The 19957-nt window shown below is 69.9% G+C and carries 20 protein-coding genes; 10 read left to right on the top strand and 10 right to left on the bottom strand.

Annotated elements, in window-relative coordinates; genetic code table 11:
* Positions 1-1351 precede the first annotated feature (1351 nt).
* Together AB0I79_RS11080 and AB0I79_RS11075 are read left to right on the top strand one after the other, a co-directional pair.
* Complete coding sequence (locus AB0I79_RS11080; protein ID WP_357870245.1) at positions 1352-1840, top strand: winged helix-turn-helix domain-containing protein; 489 nt, start codon at positions 1352-1354, stop codon at positions 1838-1840.
* 40 nt (positions 1841-1880) lie between these two features.
* A complete protein-coding gene (locus AB0I79_RS11075; RefSeq protein WP_357870242.1) occupies positions 1881-2357 on the top strand; it encodes a GntR family transcriptional regulator in 477 nt (158 codons plus the stop codon).
* Between the two features lie 492 nt (positions 2358-2849).
* Here AB0I79_RS11075 and AB0I79_RS11070 read toward each other — a convergent pair whose 3' ends face one another.
* From AB0I79_RS11070 to AB0I79_RS11060, 3 genes are read right to left on the bottom strand one after another with little or no spacing between them, the layout of a single operon-like run.
* A complete protein-coding gene (locus tag AB0I79_RS11070; RefSeq protein ID WP_357870240.1) occupies positions 2850-3263 on the bottom strand; it encodes an ASCH domain-containing protein in 414 nt (137 codons plus the stop codon).
* A 9-nt stretch (positions 3264-3272) separates the two neighbouring features.
* On the bottom strand, positions 3273-4295 hold the full coding sequence (locus AB0I79_RS11065) for a hypothetical protein (RefSeq protein ID WP_357870237.1): 1023 nt from the start codon (positions 4293-4295) through the stop codon (positions 3273-3275).
* Between the two features lie 46 nt (positions 4296-4341).
* Positions 4342-5184 carry a DMT family transporter gene (locus AB0I79_RS11060; protein WP_357871624.1) on the bottom strand — a complete coding sequence of 281 codons (843 nt, stop codon included), beginning with the start codon at positions 5182-5184 and terminating at the stop codon, positions 4342-4344.
* A gap of 379 nt (positions 5185-5563) precedes the next feature.
* Here AB0I79_RS11060 and AB0I79_RS11055 point away from each other — a divergent pair, with 379 nt between their 5' ends.
* The 6 genes from AB0I79_RS11055 to AB0I79_RS11030 are packed head-to-tail and all read left to right on the top strand — an operon-like array spanning position 5564 to position 10814.
* The gene (locus tag AB0I79_RS11055) at positions 5564-6964 is read left to right on the top strand and encodes a PLP-dependent aminotransferase family protein (protein WP_357870235.1); all 1401 of its coding nucleotides are present in this window, start codon (positions 5564-5566) and stop codon (positions 6962-6964) included.
* 9 nt (positions 6965-6973) lie between these two features.
* Positions 6974-7486: a CGNR zinc finger domain-containing protein gene (locus AB0I79_RS11050; RefSeq protein WP_357870232.1), complete on the top strand. Its 513-nt coding sequence runs from the start codon at positions 6974-6976 to the stop codon at positions 7484-7486.
* Between the two features lie 44 nt (positions 7487-7530).
* Positions 7531-8139: a GNAT family N-acetyltransferase gene (locus AB0I79_RS11045; protein ID WP_168018118.1), complete on the top strand. Its 609-nt coding sequence runs from the start codon at positions 7531-7533 to the stop codon at positions 8137-8139.
* Between the two features lie 15 nt (positions 8140-8154).
* A complete protein-coding gene (locus AB0I79_RS11040) occupies positions 8155-9030 on the top strand; it encodes a 1,4-dihydroxy-2-naphthoate polyprenyltransferase (protein WP_357870229.1) in 876 nt (291 codons plus the stop codon).
* A 9-nt stretch (positions 9031-9039) separates the two neighbouring features.
* Entirely contained in the window at positions 9040-10038 is a 999-nt protein-coding gene (locus AB0I79_RS11035; protein WP_357870226.1) for an adenosine deaminase, read from the top strand.
* Between the two features lie 56 nt (positions 10039-10094).
* Positions 10095-10814: a GAF and ANTAR domain-containing protein gene (locus tag AB0I79_RS11030; RefSeq protein ID WP_357870224.1), complete on the top strand. Its 720-nt coding sequence runs from the start codon at positions 10095-10097 to the stop codon at positions 10812-10814.
* 147 nt (positions 10815-10961) lie between these two features.
* Here AB0I79_RS11030 and AB0I79_RS11025 read toward each other — a convergent pair whose 3' ends face one another.
* The 6 genes from AB0I79_RS11025 to AB0I79_RS11000 all read right to left on the bottom strand — a co-directional run bounded on the left by AB0I79_RS11025 (position 10962) and on the right by AB0I79_RS11000 (position 17150).
* A complete protein-coding gene (locus AB0I79_RS11025) occupies positions 10962-11441 on the bottom strand; it encodes a GNAT family N-acetyltransferase (protein WP_357870221.1) in 480 nt (159 codons plus the stop codon).
* Positions 11442-11587: 146 nt separating this feature from the next.
* Complete coding sequence (dapB, locus tag AB0I79_RS11020) at positions 11588-12325, bottom strand: 4-hydroxy-tetrahydrodipicolinate reductase (protein WP_357870218.1); 738 nt, start codon at positions 12323-12325, stop codon at positions 11588-11590.
* Positions 12326-12376: 51 nt separating this feature from the next.
* Positions 12377-13687, bottom strand: coding sequence for a pitrilysin family protein (locus tag AB0I79_RS11015; RefSeq protein WP_357870215.1), 1311 nt, complete (start codon positions 13685-13687; stop codon positions 12377-12379).
* Positions 13684-16017 (bottom strand): polyribonucleotide nucleotidyltransferase, encoded by a 2334-nt coding sequence (locus AB0I79_RS11010; protein WP_357870212.1) that lies wholly within the window; start codon positions 16015-16017, stop codon positions 13684-13686. The genes AB0I79_RS11015 and AB0I79_RS11010 overlap by 4 nt, the downstream gene beginning before the upstream one ends.
* A 297-nt stretch (positions 16018-16314) precedes the next feature.
* Positions 16315-16584: a 30S ribosomal protein S15 gene (gene rpsO / locus AB0I79_RS11005; RefSeq protein WP_043640874.1), complete on the bottom strand. Its 270-nt coding sequence runs from the start codon at positions 16582-16584 to the stop codon at positions 16315-16317.
* Positions 16585-16742: 158 nt separating this feature from the next.
* Positions 16743-17150 carry a VOC family protein gene (locus AB0I79_RS11000; RefSeq protein ID WP_357870208.1) on the bottom strand — a complete coding sequence of 136 codons (408 nt, stop codon included), beginning with the start codon at positions 17148-17150 and terminating at the stop codon, positions 16743-16745.
* A 79-nt stretch (positions 17151-17229) separates the two neighbouring features.
* Here AB0I79_RS11000 and AB0I79_RS10995 point away from each other — a divergent pair, with 79 nt between their 5' ends.
* On the top strand, positions 17230-17916 hold the full coding sequence (locus AB0I79_RS10995) for a TetR/AcrR family transcriptional regulator (protein ID WP_357870206.1): 687 nt from the start codon (positions 17230-17232) through the stop codon (positions 17914-17916).
* Here AB0I79_RS10995 and AB0I79_RS10990 read toward each other — a convergent pair.
* Positions 17906-18832 (bottom strand): bifunctional riboflavin kinase/FAD synthetase, encoded by a 927-nt coding sequence (locus AB0I79_RS10990; protein WP_357870203.1) that lies wholly within the window; start codon positions 18830-18832, stop codon positions 17906-17908. The two genes, AB0I79_RS10995 and AB0I79_RS10990, sit on opposite strands and share 11 nt — an antisense overlap.
* Positions 18833-18924: 92 nt before the next feature.
* Between AB0I79_RS10990 and AB0I79_RS10985 the strand changes: the two genes are divergently transcribed.
* Positions 18925-19944, top strand: a complete 1020-nt coding sequence (locus tag AB0I79_RS10985) for an SAM-dependent methyltransferase (protein ID WP_357870200.1) — start codon at positions 18925-18927, stop codon at positions 19942-19944.
* Positions 19945-19957: the final 13 nt, after the last annotated feature.

Below are 19957 nucleotides of genomic sequence, written 5' to 3'. Positions count from 1 at the left end.
CGGTGGCATAGCGCGAACAGGACGTTCGACGCACCTTGTCGCCGGGCGGGAGGCGACACCCGTCCGGCGACAGCGCGTTCCCTCCTTCGCTAGGGAGTCTTCGGCGAAAGTCGGAGCCACCGGTTATGAAGCACTTCACTGAGTGGAGTGCGGGCGTCACAATGTTACGTGCGGCCATCGCGCTCGGTGTCCTCCAGAACTGCGTCTTCGGAGGACCGCGATGGCCGTCACCATTTCTCGTGGCTGAGTTTCTCTTCGCAGCATGCGCATGTCCCGGGCATGTCGATGACGTTCGGCGGTTTCGGGTAGCTTCACTTACCCCTTGATGACTCTGGCCGTCGGGGCAAATGCCTTGTTTGCAATACCAGGAAGTCTGCACGTCTGCAGTTACGCACACTTCGTGGTATTTGTGCCGCGTCGACCAATGACGGCGCATGTTTTTTCGTCATCCTGCTGGATCTGCTGCGCCGGACCCTCTGCAGGCAGCAGACTTAGGCCTGCGGCCGCCGCCATTCTCCTTCACCTGGAATCGTTGCTTGAAGGGGAGTGCGCGGTGGCCGCATCGGCACAGACCCGGTGGGGCTTGCCTGCGAGGGTGTGACCGGATCGGGCGCCTGTGGTAGCGGCACTGCAGGCGCCCGCGTCATTCACGGAAGTCGCGTGCACGGACACATGGTGACGGCCATCGCGCTTCCCTTCGAGGGCCTGGTCGAGATCGAAGAAGAAGCCAAACGATGGCCGCAGGATCGATTCTGACGCCTGGGACCAGGGTTGGCAGGGGAATGCGGCATCGGGGACTCCGACTTTCATGACGGCCCCTCCTTAGAGGTCGCAGCTCGTGAGAGGTCGCAACTCGTGCTCCTCGGTCGAGCCTGGGCTTGGGACGGGCGGGGCGCGGGCTTCGTGGAGGCCAGAGCTGGGAGGCGTGGAGCGCGGCGTGCGCGGCGGGGACAGCCCCGGCGCGGCGTGGGCAACATGGCGGCCAGAGCTGGGAGGCGTGGAGCGCGGCGTGGGCAACATGGCGGCCAGAGCCTGCAAGGCGTGGAGTGCAGGGAGCGTGGCGCGCGGCCTGCACGGCTTGTCGCCTGCGTGGCGTGGGCGATGTGGGCAGTGTGGGCGAAATGTGCGGCGTGGGGAGCGTTGAGGCCACCACGTGGCTGGCGCGGGGCACAACGTGGTGCAGGGCACTGGGGTCGGGTGTCGCGCGGTTTGCGCGGCAGGCGTGGCGTGTGCAGCGTGGATGCCATGATGTGGCTCGAGTGGAGCTGTGTGCGTGTCTGCTGGTCTATAGGCCGTGTCTAGACACTCGTTATGCGTGCAGGCGGGTGCGGGGTTCCTCTAGAATCCCGGCGTGCTACATCGCGAGGGCCCTGTGCCCCTCTACAAGCAGGTCGCCGATCTGGTCCGCGATCAGATCGCACGCGGTGAGCTCAAGGCCGGCGATCCCCTGCCCAGCGAGGCGACCTTCGAGAAGACGTACGAGATCGCCCGGACCACTGCCCGACGGGTCGCGCGGGACCTGCGGGCGCAGGGGCTGGTGTACACGATTCAGGGTGAGGGCTCATACGTGGGGTCGCTTGGAACGCCTCGGTCGCCCAGAAAGGTGCCCATTTATCAGAAGATCGCCGCAGAGGTCATCGAACGTATCCAGCGCGGCGAGATCCCGCCGAACAAGCCTATCCCCGGCGAGAAAGCGATGATGCGGCAATATGGCGTTGCAAAGGTAACCGCGCGGCAGGCTGTTGCTCATCTCAGGGAGTTGGGATGGGTGTTCACGGTGCCATATCGGGGCACATACGTAACCGACCGCGAAAAATGGCCCATAAATCCCGGCCCTTGATTTCCCTTCCTTTGACCACGCCGTTGGATATCCTTGGGGCGTGCTGAATCGCGAGGGCGACACCTACCTTTATCTCCAGATCAGTGAGGTCCTCAGATCACGTATCGCCGCAGAGCTCTCGCCGGGAGATCCCGTGATCAGCGAGGCGGAGATCCAGCGGGAGTTCAAGGTCGCGCGTACGACTGCGCGCCGGGCGATCCGGGTGCTGCGAAACCAAGGGCTGGTCCATACGCGGCAGGGAGAGGGAACGTTTGTCAACGCTCCCGGGCAGCCAGGGCCCTTGGGGCGGCAGGCGCCGTTCTACCGGCACATCGCCGGGGAAATCCGGGAGCGGATAAGGCGGCATGAGTTCGTTTCACGGCAGCAGATCCCGAGTGAGGTCGAGCTGGTGCGTGAGTACGGCGCTGCCCGCGAGACCGTGCGGCGCGCCATCGCGCTGCTGCGCGAGGAGGGGTGGGTGTACAGCATCCCGCATCGAGGGAGTTATGTCTCACCCGAGGAGCAATGGCCTGTTTGAGGCGGCTCGCGGCAAGGACTCAAATGCCGGGGCAAGGTTCTGTTCGTGAGAGCGGGGGGCCAAGGCCCTGCTCATGGGAGCGCGCGGAGGCACAGGCCCCGGTCGTGGGAGCGGGCGGGTGGGGGCCAAGGCCCTGCTCATGGGAGGGCGTGGAGGCCAAGGTCTCGGTCGTGGGAGCGCGCGGAGGCACAGGCCCCGGTCGTGGGAGCGCATGGGGGCACAGGTCCCGGTCGTGGGAGCGCGCGGAGGCCAAGGGCCCTTTGTGAGGGGGGCGGGCAGAGTTCCGCGAGCGGGAGCGGGCGGGGCGACGGTTCGGGGCGGCGACGGTGGCGGCCGTGGCGAGGTGAACTCGTTCCTGGACGGGTTCCGTTCGCGGGCCGGCCGGTGAGCTGCGGTGCGGGAGAGGTGGCGGCGGCGACGCTGGGTGTGCTCGATGCGCCGGATGGGTGATGGCGCCGGCGGTGTTGCGGTGCTGGTGGCGTGCCGCCGTGGTCACGGAGTTGTCGGGGTGGGTGGCACGAGGCGGAACCAGAGGCAGACCACCGTCGTGCTGTCCTCGACCTCGTACCCCAGCTCCGCCCAATAACGCCGATGCGTTTCCCGCCACTCAGCCGTTGATTTGTATCCCTCCCCCTCCGCCTCGGCGAACTCCCAGCCGACTTGCGCGAACGGCGTCAGCTCCACCCGGGTTATTTCTATTTCCGCCACCCGGGCACCGGCGTCGTCCACGAGGACGAGGTGTTCGCCGACGTGCTCCACTTCCTCGCCCTCGGGCTCGTAATCGAGCGGCAATATACCGGCCGTGGCTCTTTTCGCGCCCGACAGCGCCAGGTCGGTGAGCAAGGTACGGACCCTGCCGGGGGTGCCGAGTTCCAGAACCCTGAGTCCGTCGATGCGTGGCCACATGGTGCCATGTTAGAAGACCGGAATGATTTCCTCGGGGTCGATGAAGTCGACGGGCACACCCTCCAGATCCAGCTCGGGAATGGCCGGGAACGCGATCCCCCAGCGCTCCACGATGGCGCGGATGTGGGCCATCGCCACGCGCCAGTTCTCCGCCTGTTCCTCGTAGGAGAGCACGCCGAGGCCGGCCTGCCTGGCGTGGTCCATGAGGACGCGGTGGTTGTTCAGGAAGTACGGCGGAAGCTCCCAGAAGCCCTCGGGCGGCTCCCAGAGAATCATGCTGAGGAAGACGAAGCCGGCCCTGAGCTGGCGGGTGATGAGGGCACGGGTCTCGTCCGTGAGGCCCGGCCATTCGTTCTCGAGGATCGTCATGCAGATCTTCAGGTGGCGCGCCTCGTCGCGGCCGATGCGCTCGAACATCTTGCTGAAGACCGGATGCTCCGTGCCCGACGACATGCCCCTGAACAGGGTCGACGCGGCCATCTCGCCCATCATGAAGCTGGTGAACAGCACCGGGAGCGAGTATCTGCCGACGGCCGCGTTGTAACCGTTCCAGTAGCGGCCGCCGTTGTGGTAGAGCCAGCCGATGTTGTTGTGGGCGGCCGATTCGAGGTCGTCGGCCGGGGTCCAGTCGAGCGGGCCGCCCGGCCAGAGCTTGGCGATGGTGCGCTGGCAACATTCCTCGTGGTTCATCTCGTCACGGGTGATCGAGAAGAAGCACTTCCTGACCGGGTCCTCTTCGTGCTTCTCGAACGCCTGGATGGTGGCGCGGGCGAACACCGCCGGCCCCGAGGCGTCGAAGTTCGCCAGCACCGCGAACCAGTACATGATGCCCAGGCGCTGTTCCCTGGTGAAATCGTCCGGATCGAGGCCGTCCCAGGGCAGGTCGGCCGGGTTCCAGAGCTCGCGCTTGGACTTCTCGTAGATGGCGGCGAGCTTCTCCGTCTCCACGCGCCATTCCATCGGATAGATATTGGGCAGCGGGATCTCCGGCGCAGGCCAGAAGCCGCCCTCTGGGATCGTGAGGTCCGCCATGGTTGTGACACCTCCTCTGCCATCCTGCGGGGCGGCGTCACGGCTTTCAAGTACGGGCACGCTGGGTGACGGCCACGCACACCAGTACGGCCAGCGCCGCCACCACTGTCGACGGCCCGAACCGCTCGCCCATCAGCGCCCAGGCCCAGGTGAGGGTCAGGAGGGGCTGGGTGAGCTGGGTCTGGCCGGCTCTGGCGATCCCGCCCCTGGCGAGGCCCGCGTACCACGGAATGAAGCCGACGAACATGGAGATCACCGACACGTACGCGAAGCCCGCCGCGGCTTCGCCGGTGAGGGTGATCGGGGTGGTGAGGGCGAGGAACGCCGTGATGGGGACCGTCAGGGGGAGGGAGAGGACGAGGGCGTGGGAGATGACCCGCCAGCCCGGGGTGTGCCTGGCGAGGCGGCCGCCCTCCGTGTAGCCGATCGCCGCCGAGAGGAGGGCGCCGAGGAGGAGCAGGTCGGGCCAGGAGGGTTTGCCCTGGTGCTGGATGAGGGTGAAGGTGGTGATGGCGGCGGCGCCGGCCGTACAGGCTGCCCAGAAGAGGGGGCGCGGGCGCTCCGAGGCTCGCAGGACGGCGCAGACGGCCGTGGCGGCCGGGAGCAGGCCGACGATCACTGCTGAGTGGGCGGCGCTGGCGCCCAGGGCGAGGGCGAGGCTGCTGAAGACGGGGAAGCCGATGACCACGCCCAGGACGATCAGGGCGTAGGCGGGCCACTCCGATCTGGGCGGGAGGAGGGGGTGTCTGGCGGCTTTCAGGCAGATCAGGGCGATGGCGCCCGCGATGGTGGCGCGGCCCACGGCCACCAGCCACGGGTCGAAGCCTCGCATCGCGTACACAGTGGCGGGGATGGAGCCGGAGAACGCCAGGACGCCGAGGAACGCCAGACCTGTTCCCCCGCCGCCCGTGCCACGGTCGCGCCATACCCGAAGGCGTCCTCGGGGGGAGCGCACCTGCTCGCCCACCCGACGACTGCCATCCCGGGGCGCGCCGCCACGGAGATCGTTGTCGTGAAGGTGGCTGTCGCCACGCGCACCGCCGAGAAGGGCGCTGTCCTGAAGCTCGCCACCGACAGGGGCGCTGTTCCGTAGCGCGCCGCGGGAAAGCTCGCCACCGCGAACGTCGCCGTCCCCTAGCGCGCCACCGCGAGGGCTGATCGGCGCGTGGCGATGGTGGCCGTCTGGCTGGTGCTGCCGTCCGGGCTGGTAGCCGGTCTCCGGCGGGACCGCTACTCCCCCGACCTCAGTAGCGCTATTCTTACCTTTCATGGACAACGATAGCAGTATCGCCCAGATCGCCGCGATACTGCGCAAAGAGGCCGACCGCCTGGGCCCAGGCGCCCGCCTCCCCTCCAGCCGCGAGCTGATGCGCCGCCACAACGTCAGCCCCGTCACCGTCTCCAGAGCCATCGGCCAGCTCGCGGCCGAGGGCCGGGTCGTCACGAAGCCGGGCAGCGGAGCCTTCGTGACCCAACGGTCGAGCCACGCCCAGGACGCCCCCGACCTGTCCTGGCAGACCGTCGCCCTGGGCGACCGGGTGGTGGACGAGGGCCCCGTGTCGGCGCTGCTGGCATCGCCCCCCGAGGGTGTGGTGCCGCTGACCGGCGGATACCTGCGGCCGGGCCTGCGCCCGGACAAGCAGCTCGCCGCCGCCGCGGCGCGGGCCGTGCGGAGGCCGGACGCCTGGGCCATGTCGCCGCTGACGGGCCTGCGGGAGCTGCGGCGGTGGTTCGCGACGCAGGCGGGCAGCGACGTGACGGAGGCCGACGCGCTGGTCGTGAGCGGCGGCCAGGCGGCGCTCACGCACGCGTTCAGGGCGCTGGCGGCCCCGGGGACGCCCATCCTGGTCGAGACGCCCACGTACCCGGGCGCGCTGGCGGCGGCCAAGGCGGCCGGGCTGCGGGCCACGGCCGTGCCGATGGACCGCGAAGGCGTACGTCCCGACCTGCTGGCCGAGGCGTTCGCGGTCACCGGGGCGCGGGTGTTCTTCTGCCAGCCCACCCTGCACAACCCCACGGGCGCCACCCTGCCGCCGGAGCGCAGGAAGCAGGTGCTGGAGGTGGCCAGGGCGGCGGGGGCGTTCGTGGTGGAGGACGACTTCGCCCGGTACCTGACCCCGCAGCCGCCCCCGTCCCTGGCCTCGATGGACCGGCACGGCACCGTGGTGCACATCGTCTCGCTGACGAAGATCCTGTCGCCGAGCATGCGGGTGGCGGCCGTCATCGCCAGGGGGCCGGCCGCGCACCGGCTGCGGGCCGCCCAGCTCGTGGAGTCGTTCTTCGTGGCGCGGCCCCTGCAGGAGACGGCGCTGGAGTTCGTGGGGTCGCCGGCCTGGCGGCGGCATCTGGCGGCGGTGCACGCCGAGATCGCGACCCGCCGCGACGCGCTGGCGGCGGCCCTGGCCGAGCGCATGCCGGACGCCGAGCCGCACCTGCTGCCGGCGGGCGGGATGCACCTGTGGGTACGGCTGCCCGCCGGCGTGGACGAGGCCGCCCTGGTGGAGACCGCCAGGCGGAACGGGGTGCTGGTCAGCCCCGGCCGGCTGTACTACCCGTCGGAGCCGCCGGGGCCGCGGATCAGGGTGACGCACATGGCCGCCGCCCACGTGGCGGAGCTGCGGGAGGGCGTGCGGAGGCTCGCCGAGGCACTGGCGATCATCGGCCAGTAGAGTGACGGCATGCCGTTCCCCGCGGAGCTCGTACGAGACTTCGTGAACACCTTCGACGTCGAAGCGCAGTCGGACGAGCTGTCCTCCCCCGCCGAGCTGGCGGTGTGGCTGCGCGAGCGCGACCTCATCGGTCCTCGCGACCGCGCCACCGACGACGACCTGCAGACCGCGCACGCCCTGCGCGAGGGCCTGCGGGCCGCGCTCAGACGCGAGCGGGTGGACCTGCCGGACCTGCCGCTGCGGGTCGAGGTGCGGGAGGAGGGGCCCGAGCTGGTCCCGGCCGTGGACGGCGTGCGCGGCGGGCTGGCGCGGGTCGCGGCGGCGGCCCTGGGCGCGTCGTGGGACCGGCTCAAGGTGTGCGCGGAGGGAACCTGTCAGTGGGCGTTCATCGATCTGTCGAAGAACCGTTCCCGCTCGTGGTGTTCCATGCGGGTATGCGGCAACCGCACCAAGACACGGGCTTACCGGGCGAGGAAGCGGGGTTCGCGTCATCTACAAGGCTCAAACACCGATACGGTGTAACTCGTGCCTTGTGGCATGAACGGCAGGCGAAGGAGCGGGCCGAGATGGCAGACGTAGGCGTCCGGGCGGCCCGGCGCGAGGATGTTCTCCAGGTTGCGAATTGTCAGATCCGCGCCTGGCGCTACGGCTACCGGGATTTCCTCCCGGAAGGCCCACTCGAGCAGATGACCGGCGCGGCGGCTGAGAAGATGTGGCTGCGCCAGTGGGACGAGGCGATCGTCGCCCCGCCCAGCCCCATGCACCGGGTGCTGGTGGCGGTGGAGACCATCCTCGACACCGAGGGCTTTCCCGCCCTCGGCGCGGGCGGCAGCGCCGCCCTGGTCACACCGCGCGGCGGGGAGCGCGTGGTCGGGCTCGTCTCGCACGCGCCCGCCGAGGACCCCGATCTCGACCCCGGCCGGGTGGCGGAGATGCTGACGCTGCTGGTCGATCCCGACTTCGTCCGCCGGGGCCACGGCAGCCGCCTGCTCAACGCCACCGTCGACTACATGCGCGAGGACGGCTTCCGCCAGATCGTCACCTGGGTGTTCGCGGAGAACTACGCGATGCTCGGATTCCTGGAGTCGGCCGGCTGGGGCGAGGACATGGCCGAGCGCGTCCTCGACATGGGCCGTCCGGTCCGGATGATCAGGCTCACGACCGACATCAGCTAGAGGTAGAACGACAACATGGCAACTCCCGCCCAGTGGATCGCCGGAGCCCGCCCGCGCACGCTGCCCAACGCCGTCGTGCCCGTCATGGTGGGCACCGGCGTGGCGATCGGCGAAGGCGGCTTCGTGTGGTGGCGGGCGGTCCTGGCACTGCTCGTGGCGCTGTCGCTGCAGATCGGCGTCAACTACGCCAACGACTACAGCGACGGCATCCGCGGCACCGACGACCAGCGGGTCGGCCCGATGCGGCTGGTCGGCTCGCGCGTGGCCACGCCGCGCGAGGTGCTGACGGCGGCCCTGGCCTGCTTCGCGCTCGCCGCGGTGCTGGGCCTGGTCCTGGTGCTGGTCACGCAGGCGTGGTGGGTGCTGCTGGTGGGCGCGGCGGCGATCGCGGCCGCGTGGTTCTACACCGGCGGCAAGCACCCGTACGGTTACCGCGGCCTGGGCGAGGTGGCCGTGTTCGTGTTCTTCGGGGTCGTGCCCGTGGTCGGCACGGCGTACGTGCAGACGGAGCAGCTGAGCTGGGCGGCGCTGCTGGCCTCGGTCCCGGTGGGGCTGCTGTCGTGCTCGATGCTGGTGGTCAACAACCTGCGCGACGTCGGCACGGACGGCCGGTCGGGCAAGCGCACGCTGGCGGTGCTGCTGGGGGCCGAGCGCACTCGTACGCTGTACGTGGCCTGCCAGGTGGTGCCGTTCGCGGTGGCGCTGGCGATGGTGCCGATCACGCCGTGGGCGGCGCTGGTGCTGCTGGCCGCGCCGCTGGCGATCGCCCCCATCAGGGCGGTGCTGGGCAAGGCCGTGGGCCCGGCGCTGATCGCGGTGCTGCAGCAGACGGGCAAGCTGCAGATGGCCTACGGCACTCTCTTCGCGGTGGGCCTGGCGATCATCTTCTAGGGTGGGACGGTGAAGGATTTCATCGCCGGTCTGCCCAAGTGCGAGCTGCACCTGCACATCGAGGGCACGCTGGAGCCCGAGCTCAAGTTCGAGCTGGCCGCGCGCAACGGTCTGGAGCTGCCCTACGCGAGCGTGGCGGAGATGCGGGCCGCCTACACCTTCGACAGCCTGTCCTCCTTCCTCACGATCTACTACGAGGGCATGAAGGTGTTGCGCACCGAGCCCGACTTCTACGACCTCGCCATGGCCTACCTGCGCAAGGCCGCCGAGCAGAACGTGCGTTACGCGGAGATCTTCTTCGACCCGCAGGCGCACACGTCGCGCGGGGTGCCGTTCGACGTGGTGGTCAGGGGGCTGCGGCGGGCGCTGATGGACGCGCACGCGCAGCTCGGGGTGCGGGCCCAGCTCATCATGTGCTTCCTGCGCGACTTCCAGGCCGAGTACGCGATGGCGACGTTGCTGGAGTCGCTGCCGTACAGGGAGTGGATCGCCGGCGTCGGGCTCGACTCCGACGAGAAGGGCAACCCGCCGCGCAAGTTCGCGGCCGTCTACGAGCGGGCCAGGCAGGAGGGTTACCTGCTGACCATGCACTGCGACGTCGACCAGGACGACGCGATCGAGCACATCCGGCAGGCCATCGAGGAGATCGGCGTCGACCGGATCGACCACGGCGTCAACATCCTGGAGGACCAGCGGCTGGTCGAGGTGGTGCTGGCGCGCGGCACGGGGCTGACCTGCTGCCCGATCTCCAACGGCTTCGTCACCGAGTCGATGAAGGCCGAGGGCATCCGCAAGCTGATGGACCTGGGCGTGCGGGTGACGATCAACTCCGACGACCCGGCCTACTTCGACGGCTACGTGCAGGAGAACCTCCTCGCCCTGCAGGAGGCGCTCCAGCTCACCCGCGAGGAGCTGGCCCGGCTCCAGCGCAACGCCTTCGAGATCACCTGGCTGCCCAGGCACCTCAAGGATGCCTATCTGGCCGAGATCGACGCTTACATCTCGTGACGGCGTCGCCGAGCGGCTAGCCTGAAGGGAACCAGCAGCGATCGCGAGGGATCGTGGTGAACCGGCCGAGCATTCCGACGGACATCGAGGAGTTCGAACGGGCGCTCACTGACTGTGTCACCATCGCCGGGCAGGCGATGCCCGACTGCGCGATGGTCAGCATCGCCCTGTGCGGGGATGACGACATCCACACTGCCGCCTGCTCGCATGCGCGGGCCGAGCTGCTCGACGGGCTGCAGCAGGCCACCGGGCAGGGTCCGGTGCTCGACGCGATCGACACCGGGAGGCCGGTGACGGTCTCCGACCTGGCCGCCGACTCGCGGTGGCCGCGCTTCGCGGCCGGGGCTCCCGAGGTGCGCGGGGTGCACTGCGAGCCACTGGAGTACGAGGACGTGCTGCTCGGCGTGCTGACCGTCTACTCCGGCCGCGCCGCGGGGTTGCCCGAGGAGGCGTGGGTGGCCTTACGCATCACGGCCGCGCACGTTCCCGTGCTGTTCCGTACGGCGCTGGACGCGGCCCGCATGCGGGAGGTCGCGGTGCAGCTCAAGGAGGCGCTCACCACCCGCGCGATCATCGATCAGGCGCTCGGCATCGTCATGGCGCAGCGGCGGTGCACGGCGCGGGAGGCGTTCGAGACTCTCCGGCAGGTCTCCCAGGACAGGAACGTCAAGCTGCACCAGCTCGCGGCCTCCATCGTGGAGAAGGTCAGCGGCCGGCCGCCCCAGCGCTCCCGCTTCGAGGAACCGCCGCAACGTACCTCCAGCCGCAGGCCGTAATGGCCCCTGTGCCCGGCTCAGGGCGCCGCTGCGGGCCTCGCCCGCACTGTCGCGCCTGAATGCATGGACGGCCCAGGTGAGGGCCGCAGCGGGCAGCATGGAGTGAGTGGACCCGAGGAAGGGCCTGCCGCACGTGGTCCGGTGGTGTCACGGGGCGCGGTGCATGACGACGCGGGGCGCGACCTCGATCCCCAGGTCGCGCTCGTGCCGCACGAGCGCCCGCAGCTCCGGCCCCCACTCCGCCTCCCCCATCACGGAGAACCCGTGCCGCTCGTACCACGGCGCGTTCCAGGGCACATCGCGGAAGGTCGTCAGCGTCACGGCGGGAGCCCCGGCAGCTGCGGCGTGGTCGATCACGGCGGCCATCAGCCGCCCGCCGGCCCCCTGCCGCATGTTGTCCGGCCGCACGGCGAGCTGTTCCAGGTGAAGGTTCCCGTCCACCCACCCGACCAGCGCGAACCCGACCGGCGGCTCGCCCTCGACCAGCACCGCCCCGGGGTCGTCCACCTCTTCGATCTGCGTGGTGCCGGGCGGGAAGACGATACCCACCTGTTCGAACAGTCCATCGGCGGCCAGCTCGATGGCGATCAGCCCCGGCAGCTCGTTCTTCTCGGCCCATCGCACCATGGCGACACGATCTCACGTGCCGGGCGGATCCCGCCTCACGTTATTAGGGTTGATGATCGTAGGCCCGGCTGTGCGGAGCCGGGACCCTCTCCTCACGACGTGCCCACGCCCGCACGGGTGTGGGCGTGGGCACGTCGTGTGCGGCTTCAGAGGTCGAGCAGCGGCTCGAGGCCGACCGTGAGGCCGGGCAGCTCGCCCACCCTGCGCACGCCGAGCAGCACGCCCGGGGTGAACGCCGCCCTGCTCATCGTGTCGTGCCTGATCGTGAGGATCTCACCGTCGCCGCCGAGCAGCACCTCCTGGTGCGCGATCAGCCCGGACAGGCGCACCGCGTGCACGTGCACGCCGCCGACGTCGGCTCCGCGGGAGCCGTCGAGCGCGGTGGTGGTCGCGTCGGGCATGGCGTCGAGCCCCGCCTTGGCGCGGGCCTGCGACACCAGCTCGGCCGTGCGCCGGGCGGTGCCGGACGGCGCGTCTGCCTTGTTGGGGTGGTGCAGCTCCACGATCTCGACGGACTCGAAGTGCCGGGCCGCCTGCTGCGCGAAGTGCATCATGAGCACGGCCGCGATGCCGAAGTTGGGGGCGATCAGGCAGTTGGTGCCGGGGCTGCCGGCCAGCCAGCCGCGTACGGTCTCCAGGCGCCCCTCGTCGAACCCGGTCGTGCCCACCACGGGGTGGACACCGTGGCCGATGGCCCATTCGAGGTTGCCCATGACCACGTCGGGATGGGTGAAGTCGACCACCACCTCGGCGCCTGCCAGGCCCTCGATGGGGTCGTCCTTGTCGAGCGCGGCCACCAGCGCCATGTCGCCGGCCGCCTCGACCGCCTTGCACACCTCGACGCCCACGCGCCCCCGGGCGCCGAGCACACCTACCCTGATCACAGGCTGAGCCTATCGTGCTGCCGCACCGGCGGGCCCGGGCGGCAGCACGACTCAGCGGATGGCGTCGCTGAAATCCTTGTCGCCGTACGGCCCGATCACGGCCAGCGTGAGCGGCCGGTTGAGCACGTCGTGCGCGACCTCGGAGATCTCGTCGGGCGTGACGGACTCGATGCGTGCCAGCACCTCGTCCACCGACATGAGCTCGTCGTAGACCAGCTCGTTCTTGCCGATGCGGGACATGCGGGAGCCGGTGTCCTCCAGGCCGAGCACGAGCCCGCCCCGCATCTGGCCCTTGCCCCGCATGATCTCGTCGGCGCTGAGACCCTTGGCGACCACCCTGGACACCTCGTCCCGGCAGATCTTGAGCACGTCGTCGATCTTCGACGGCAGGCAGCCCACGTAGATGCCGAACTGCCCGGTGTCGGCGTAGGCCGAGGTGTAGCTGTAGGCGGAGTACGCCAGGCCGCGCTTCTCCCTGATCTCCTGGAAGAGCCTGGACGACATGCCGCCGCCCAGCGCCGCGTTGAGCACGCCGAGCGCGAACCTGCGCTCGTCCGTACGGGCCAGGCCGGTCGTGCCGAGCACCAGGTTGGCCTGCTCGGTGGGCCGGTCGAGCACCGCGACGCCGGAGCGCGACTCGGCGCCGGGGCCGCTGGTGCGCGGGGGCGCGAACTCGGCGGGGCCGCTCAGCGCGCCCGCCCGCTCGTACGCCCTGGCCACCAGCTCGACGACCTCCTCGTGCCGGACGTTGCCCGCGACGGACACGACCGTGGTGCGGGGCCGGTAGTAGCGGTGGTAGTACTCCGCGATCCGCTCCTGCCCGAGGGCGTTGATCGAATCGACCGTTCCCAGGATGGGCCGGCCGATCGGCGAGTCGCCGTAGAGCGCGGCGGCGAACTGCTCGTGCACCACGTCGGACGGGTCGTCGTCGTGCATGGCGATCTCTTCGAGGATCACGCCCCGCTCGGACTCGACGTCGTCCTCGGTCACCAGCGAGCTGGTCACCACGTCGGCGAGCACGTCGACCGCGATCGGCAGGTCCTCGTCGAGGACCCGCGCGTAGTAGCAGGTGTACTCCTTGGCGGTGAAGGCGTTGATCTCACCGCCGATGCCCTCGATCGAGGCGGAGATCTCCATCGCGTCCCGCGTGGGCGTGCCCTTGAACAGCAGGTGTTCGAGGAAATGGGTGGCCCCCATGTGCTCGGGGGCCTCGTCACGCGAGCCGATGCCGACCCACATGCCGACCGCGACGCTCCGCACGGTCGGCATGGTCTCGGTCACCACGCGCAGCCCACCCGGGAGGACGGTGCGCCTTACCACCCCGGCTCCGTCCTTGCCGGGGTGCAGCGTGGTCGTCGTCACGAGTTCCGGTCGTCTCCCTCGGAGGAGCCGCGGGTGCGCACGCGGGTGCGGGTGCGGCGGGGCCGCTCGGGCCTGTCCTCGTCGCCGGGGGCGGCGGACTCGGGCTGCTCGGAAGCCTCGGCCGGAGCCGTCTCTCCCGCGGCGGCCTTCTCCGCGGCCTCCTTCTCGATGACCTCGACGGGCACCAGGGAGAGCTTGCCGCGGCCGTCGATCTCGGCGATCTCGACCTGGATCTTCTCTCCGACGCTCATGACGTCCTCGACGTTCTCGATCCGCTTGCCGCCGTGCAGCTTGCGGATCTGGGAGACGTGCAGCAGGCCGTCCTTGCCGGGCATGAGCGAGATGAACGCGCCGAAGGCCGCGATCTTGACGACCGTGCCCAGGTAACGCTCGCCCACCTCAGGCATGTGCGGGTTGGCGATGGCGTTGATCGCCGAGCGGGCGGCCTCGGCGGAGGGCCCGTCGGTGGCGCCGATGTAGATCGTGCCGTCGTCCTCGATGGTGATCTCGGCGCCCGTGTCGTCCTGGATCTGGTTGATCATCTTGCCCTTCGGGCCGATGACCTCGCCGATCTTGTCGACCGGGACCTTGATGGTGATGATGCGCGGCGCCGTCGGGTTCATCTCCGCCGGGGAGTTGATGGCCTCCTGCATCACGTCGAGGATCGCCAGGCGGGCGCCCTTGGCCTGCTTGAGCGCGCCGGCCAGCACGCTGGCGGGGATGCCGTCGAGCTTGGTGTCGAGCTGCAGGGCGGTGATGACGTCCTTGGTGCCTGCGACCTTGAAGTCCATGTCGCCCATGGCGTCCTCGGCGCCGAGGATGTCGGTCAGGGTGACGTACGTGTCGCCCTCGCCGATCAGGCCCATCGCGATGCCCGCGACCATCTCCTTGAGCGGCACACCGGCGTCGAGCAGCGCCATCGTGGAGGCGCAGACCGAGCCCATCGAGGTGGAGCCGTTGGAGCCGAGGGCCTCGGAGACCTGCCGGATCGCGTACGGGAACTCCTCGCGCGTGGGCAGCACGGGGATCAGCGCCCGCTCGGCCAGCGCGCCGTGACCGATCTCGCGGCGCTTGGGCGAGCCCACCCGGCCGGTCTCACCGGTGGAGTAGGGCGGGAAGTTGTAGTTGTGCATGTAGCGCTTGGTCCGCTCGGGGTTGAGCGTGTCGATGACCTGCTCCATGCGCAGCATGTTCAGGGTCGTGATGCCGAGGATCTGGGTCTCGCCGCGCTCGAACAGCGCCGAGCCGTGCACCCGGGGCACCACGTGCACCTCGGCCGACAGGGCGCGGATGTCCTTGGTGCCGCGGCCGTCGATACGGATGCCCTCGTTGATGACCCGCTCACGCATGAGCTTCTTCATGACCGAGCGGAACGCGGCGCTGATCTCCTTCTCGCGCCCCTCGAACTCGGGCAGGAGCTTCTCGGCGGCCAGCGCCTTGACCTTCTCCAGCTCGTTCTCGCGCTCCTGCTTGCCGGCGATGGTCAGCGCGCCGGCCAGCTCGGTCTTGATCGCGGCCTCGACGGCGGCGTAGACGTCGTCCTGGTAGTCGAGGAAGACCGGGTACTCGGCCGTCTCCTTGGCCGCGACCCGCGCGATGCGCGACTGCGCCTCGCACAGCACCTTGATGAAGGGCTTGGCGGCCTCCAGGCCCTGCGCGACCGTCTCCTCGGTCGGCGCGACGGCGCCCTCGGCGACCAGCTTCAGCGTGTCCTTGGTGGACTCGGCCTCGACCATCATGATCGCGACGTCGCCGTCGTCGAGCACGCGGCCCGCCACGACCATGTCGAACGTGGCGCGCTCCAGCTCGGGGTGCGTCGGGAAGGCGACCCACTGGCCGTCGATCAGCGCCACCCGCACGCCGCCGATCGGCCCGGAGAAGGGCAGGCCGGCGAGCTGGGTGGACAGCGACGCGGCGTTGATGGCGACCACGTCGTAGAGGTGCTCGGGGTTGAGCGCCATGATCGTGGCGACGACCTGGATCTCGTTGCGCAGCCCCTTGACGAACGACGGGCGCAGCGGCCGGTCGATCAGGCGGCAGGTGAGGATGGCGTCCTCGGAGGGACGGCCCTCGCGCCGGAAGAACGAGCCGGGGATGCGGCCCGCGGCGTACATGCGCTCCTCGACGTCCACCGTCAGCGGGAAGAAGTCGAACTGTTCCTTCGGCGTCTTCGAGGCCGTCGTGGCCGAGAGCACCATCGTGTCGTTGTCGAGATAGGCGACGGCGGAACCCGCCGCCTGGCGCGCGAGACGACCGGTCTCGAACCGGATCGTACGCGTGCCGAAAGAGCCGTTGTCTATGACGGCTTCAGCAGTGTGGACACCCTCCACGGGGGACCTCCTTGTGGTCGGTCTCCCGCGCCCTTTTCTCACCGGCACCCTCGTTAGGTGCAGCGCCGGTCTTCGATCGAAGCGCCCGGTCAAGTGCGTTCTTACCGGAAGCCACTACCGAGGACCGGCCCGCAGGCGTCGCGGGTCGCATGGTGCTGAGCGGACGCGGGGGCTGTGTGTCTCGGAATATTAAGTTTTACGTCAGGCGCGGGGGCGATTCACGCCGCCACGCGTCCGACCGTATGGGGTCCTACCCCATATGAGAAGGGAGCGGCGCGGACGCCGCTCCCTTTCATGCTATCGGCGCAGGCCGAGCCGCTCGATGAGCGAACGGTAGCGCTGGATGTCGACCTTCTGCAGGTACTTCAGCAGGCGGCGCCGGCGACCGACGAGCAGCAGCAGACCACGACGGCTGTGGTGGTCGTGCTTGTGCGTCTTCAGGTGCTCGGTGAGCTCGCTGATGCGCTTGCTGAGCAGCGCGATCTGCACCTCGGGCGAACCGGTGTCGCCCTCGGTCGTCGCGTACTCGCTGATGATGGTCTTCTTGGCAGCGGTGTCGAGGGACACGGCTCTCCTTCAATCTACGGACACGCGCGAATGAGATTGGGAGCGCGAACGACCGTGCGTGCCTACAGTCGCCGCGTGAAGGCCGTCATGGGCAGCGCGCAGCGCCGCCGCTACAGAGCCGACATGCAAGGTTACCACCTCATGTCCAATGCGCGGACTCACGCCGAAACGTGGTCGCCCGCGAACTCGCCGGACGGCGGGATGGGCGTGATGACGTCCACCAGCACGCCGTTGGGGTCGGCGACGATGAAGTGGCGCTGCCCGAAGTCCTCGTCGCGCAGGGTCAGTTCGGGGACCAGCCCTTCGCCTCCCACCAGTCTGCCCCATTCCGCGTCCACGTCGTCCACCTCGAAGTTGAGCAGCAGGCCCGTGACCGGCCTGCGGTAGGCGGCGGGCAGGGTCGGGTGCGCGTGGTCGAGCAGGGCCAGCTCGTGGGGGCCGCGGCGCAGGCTCACGTACCAGTCGGCCTCGAACGTCACCTCGAACCCGAACAGCCGCACGTAGAAGTCCTTGGATTCGGCGACCTTGGCGGTGCAGATCACCGGATAGAAGCTGCTCAGCCGCATGCGCTCTCCTTTTCGCATACCAACGGTATGTGAAGGTAGGCTAGTTCGCCTACCATCGGTATGTCAAAGGGGGCGCGGGTTGAGCAGGGCCGAGCAGAAGGAACGCACCAGGCAGACGCTCGTGGCGACGAGCAGGCGGCTGTTCGCGTCCAGGGGTTACGCGGGGGTGGGCCTGGCGGAGATCGTGCGCGAGTCCGGAGTGACCAAGGGGGCCCTCTACCACCACTTCGAGGGCGGCAAGACGGCGCTGTTCCGCGCGGTGCTGGAGGAGGTGCAGCAGGAGGTGGCCGCGCGGGTGGTGGCCGCTGCGGAGGCGGCCGGCGACCCGTGGCAGCGGCTCAAGGCGGGCTGCGCGGCGTTCGTCGAGGCGAGCGCGGACCCGGAGGCGCAGCGCATCATGCTGATCGACGGCCCGGCGGTGCTGGGCTGGGCCGAGTGGCGCGCCATCGACGAGGCCGCCTCGGCTTCCCACCTGGCGGAGGCGCTGACGGAGCTGGTGGACGGCGGCGTGATCCCGCCCCGGCCGGTGGCGCCGCTCACCCGGCTGCTGTCGGGCGCGATGAACGAGGCGGCCCTGTGGCTGGCCCAGTCCACCGCCCCGGCCGACCTGCCCGACACGCTGTCCGCGCTGTCAGCCCTGCTGGAAGGGCTCCGGCCGGAAGGGCTCGGGCAGGAAGGGCTCGGGCAGGAAGGGCTCGGGCAGGAAGGGCTCGGGCAGGAAGGGCTCGGGCAGGAAGGGCTCGGGCAGGAAGGGCTCAGCTCGTGAGGCGGCGGGTCGCGGCCACGTCGGCGTGGATCTGGGCGATGAGCGCGTCGATCGAGTCGAAGCGCGTGTTGCCGCGCAGCCGCGCCGCGAACTCCACCGCCACGTGCACCCCGTACAGCTCCAGGTCATCACGGTCCAGCGCGTACGCCTCGACCGTGCGCGGCACCCCCTCGAACGTCGGGTTCGTGCCCACCGAGATCGCTGCCGGCCACCGCTCCCCCGCGTACACGGCGGGCAGGTTGGCCACCGGCACGCACTCCATCCATCCCGCGTAGACCCCGTCCGCCGGGATCGCGGTGTACTGCGGCGTCTCGACGTTCGCGGTGGGGAAGCCGAGCTGGCGCCCGCGCTGGTAGCCGCGCACGACCACGCCCTCCACCCGGTGCGGCCGGCCGAGCAGCTCCCTGGCCCGCGCCGCGTCCCCCTCGGCCAGCAGTTCCCGGATCAGGGTCGAGGAGACGCCGTCGAGGAGGGGCACGGCCTCCACCTCGAAGCCGTACACCTCGCCCAGCGTCCGCAAGGTCTCGACGTCGCCCTTGGCGCCCTGCCCGAACGCGAAGTTCTCCCCCACCACCACGACGGCGGCCCGCAGCCGCTCGGCCAGCACGCCGTGCGCGAACTCCTCGGGCGTCGAACGCGACAGCCCCAGCGTGAACTCCACCACGTCGACCTCGTCCACCCCGAGCCCCGCCAGCAGCTCGCTCCTGCGCCGCGCGCTGCCCAGCCGGTACGGATGCGACCCAGGCCGCACCACCTCGTCGGGATGCGGCTCGAACGTCACGGCCACGCTGCGCAGCCCCCGCTCACGGGCGACGGCCACGGCGCGCTCGACCACCCGCTGGTGCCCGCGGTGGACCCCGTCGTACACGCCGATGGTGACGACGGACCTCTCCGAACCCTGCACGCCAGGCCCCATTCGCTCGTCATGTGCTCGTCCAGGAACAACCCGTACAAGCCTGCCATGCGCCGCGGCCTTCCCTCCAATCGAGGGGACTATCATCGGGCATCATGCCTCGTTACGCGCTTCTGATCCTGCCTGCCTTCAACCGGGTCTACGGTGAGAGCTCCATCCGGCTGACCCGCCATGAGCTGGCCGTCTTCAGCGCGCGGGCCCTCGACGGCGAGATCCTGGGCAGCGAGGAGACGCGCATCGGCGGCGTGCCGTACGTGACGTTCGAGACGGCGAGCCCGCTGAGCGAGCCCGACGTCCACCTGCTGTCGAACCTGTCCTCCGTCTACGCGGTGTTCGGCCTCGAAGGCGACCTGCTCAGGCCCCTCGGCATGCGCTCGCGCGACAGGCTGAGCAGCGACCTGATCACGATCCAGAAGTACGCGGGCAAGACCAACGAGCACTTCACCAAGCTGCTGCTCAACGTCACCGCGCTGGCGGGCGACAAGGGGCTGGGCGACGGGCTGCAGGTGTTCGACCCGATGTGCGGCCGCGGCACCACCCTCAACCAGGCCCTCATGTACGGCTACGACGCCTACGGCATGGACGTGGACGGCAAGGACTTCGAGGCCTACACCGGCTTCATCAAGACCTGGCTGCGCAACAAGCGGCTCAAGCACACCGCCGAGACCGTGCCGGTGCGCCGCGAGCGTGCCCTGATCGGGCGGCGGCTCAACGTCACGTTCGGCCTGTCGAAGGAGGCCGTCAAGGCCGGCGACGTACAGCACCTGACCGTGGTGAACGCCGACACGCTCAGGAGCCGCGAGTTCTTCAAGCCGCGCTCGTTCGACGTCCTGGCCACCGACGCCCCCTACGGCGTCCAGCACGGCAGCAAGGGCGGCGCCGGCCTGTCCCGCAGCCCACTGGAGCTGCTGGCCGAGGCCGTGCCCGGCTGGGCCGAGCTGCTGCGCCCGGGTGGCGCCATGGGCATCGCCTGGAACACCTACGGCGGCAAGAGCACGGAGCTGGCCAGGATCCTCACGGACGCCGGCCTCCAGGTGATGGACTACCCCGACTTCGAGCACTGGGTGGACCAGGCGATCGTCCGCGACATCATCGTGGCCAGGAAGCCCGGCTAGCGCTCCCGACGCG

The organism is Nonomuraea sp. NPDC050202 (assembly GCF_040656115.1).
Lineage (GTDB): Bacteria > Actinomycetota > Actinomycetes > Streptosporangiales > Streptosporangiaceae > Nonomuraea.
Note: the sequence above shows the minus strand (reverse complement) of the source record. Positions and strands in the feature narration are given on the sequence as shown.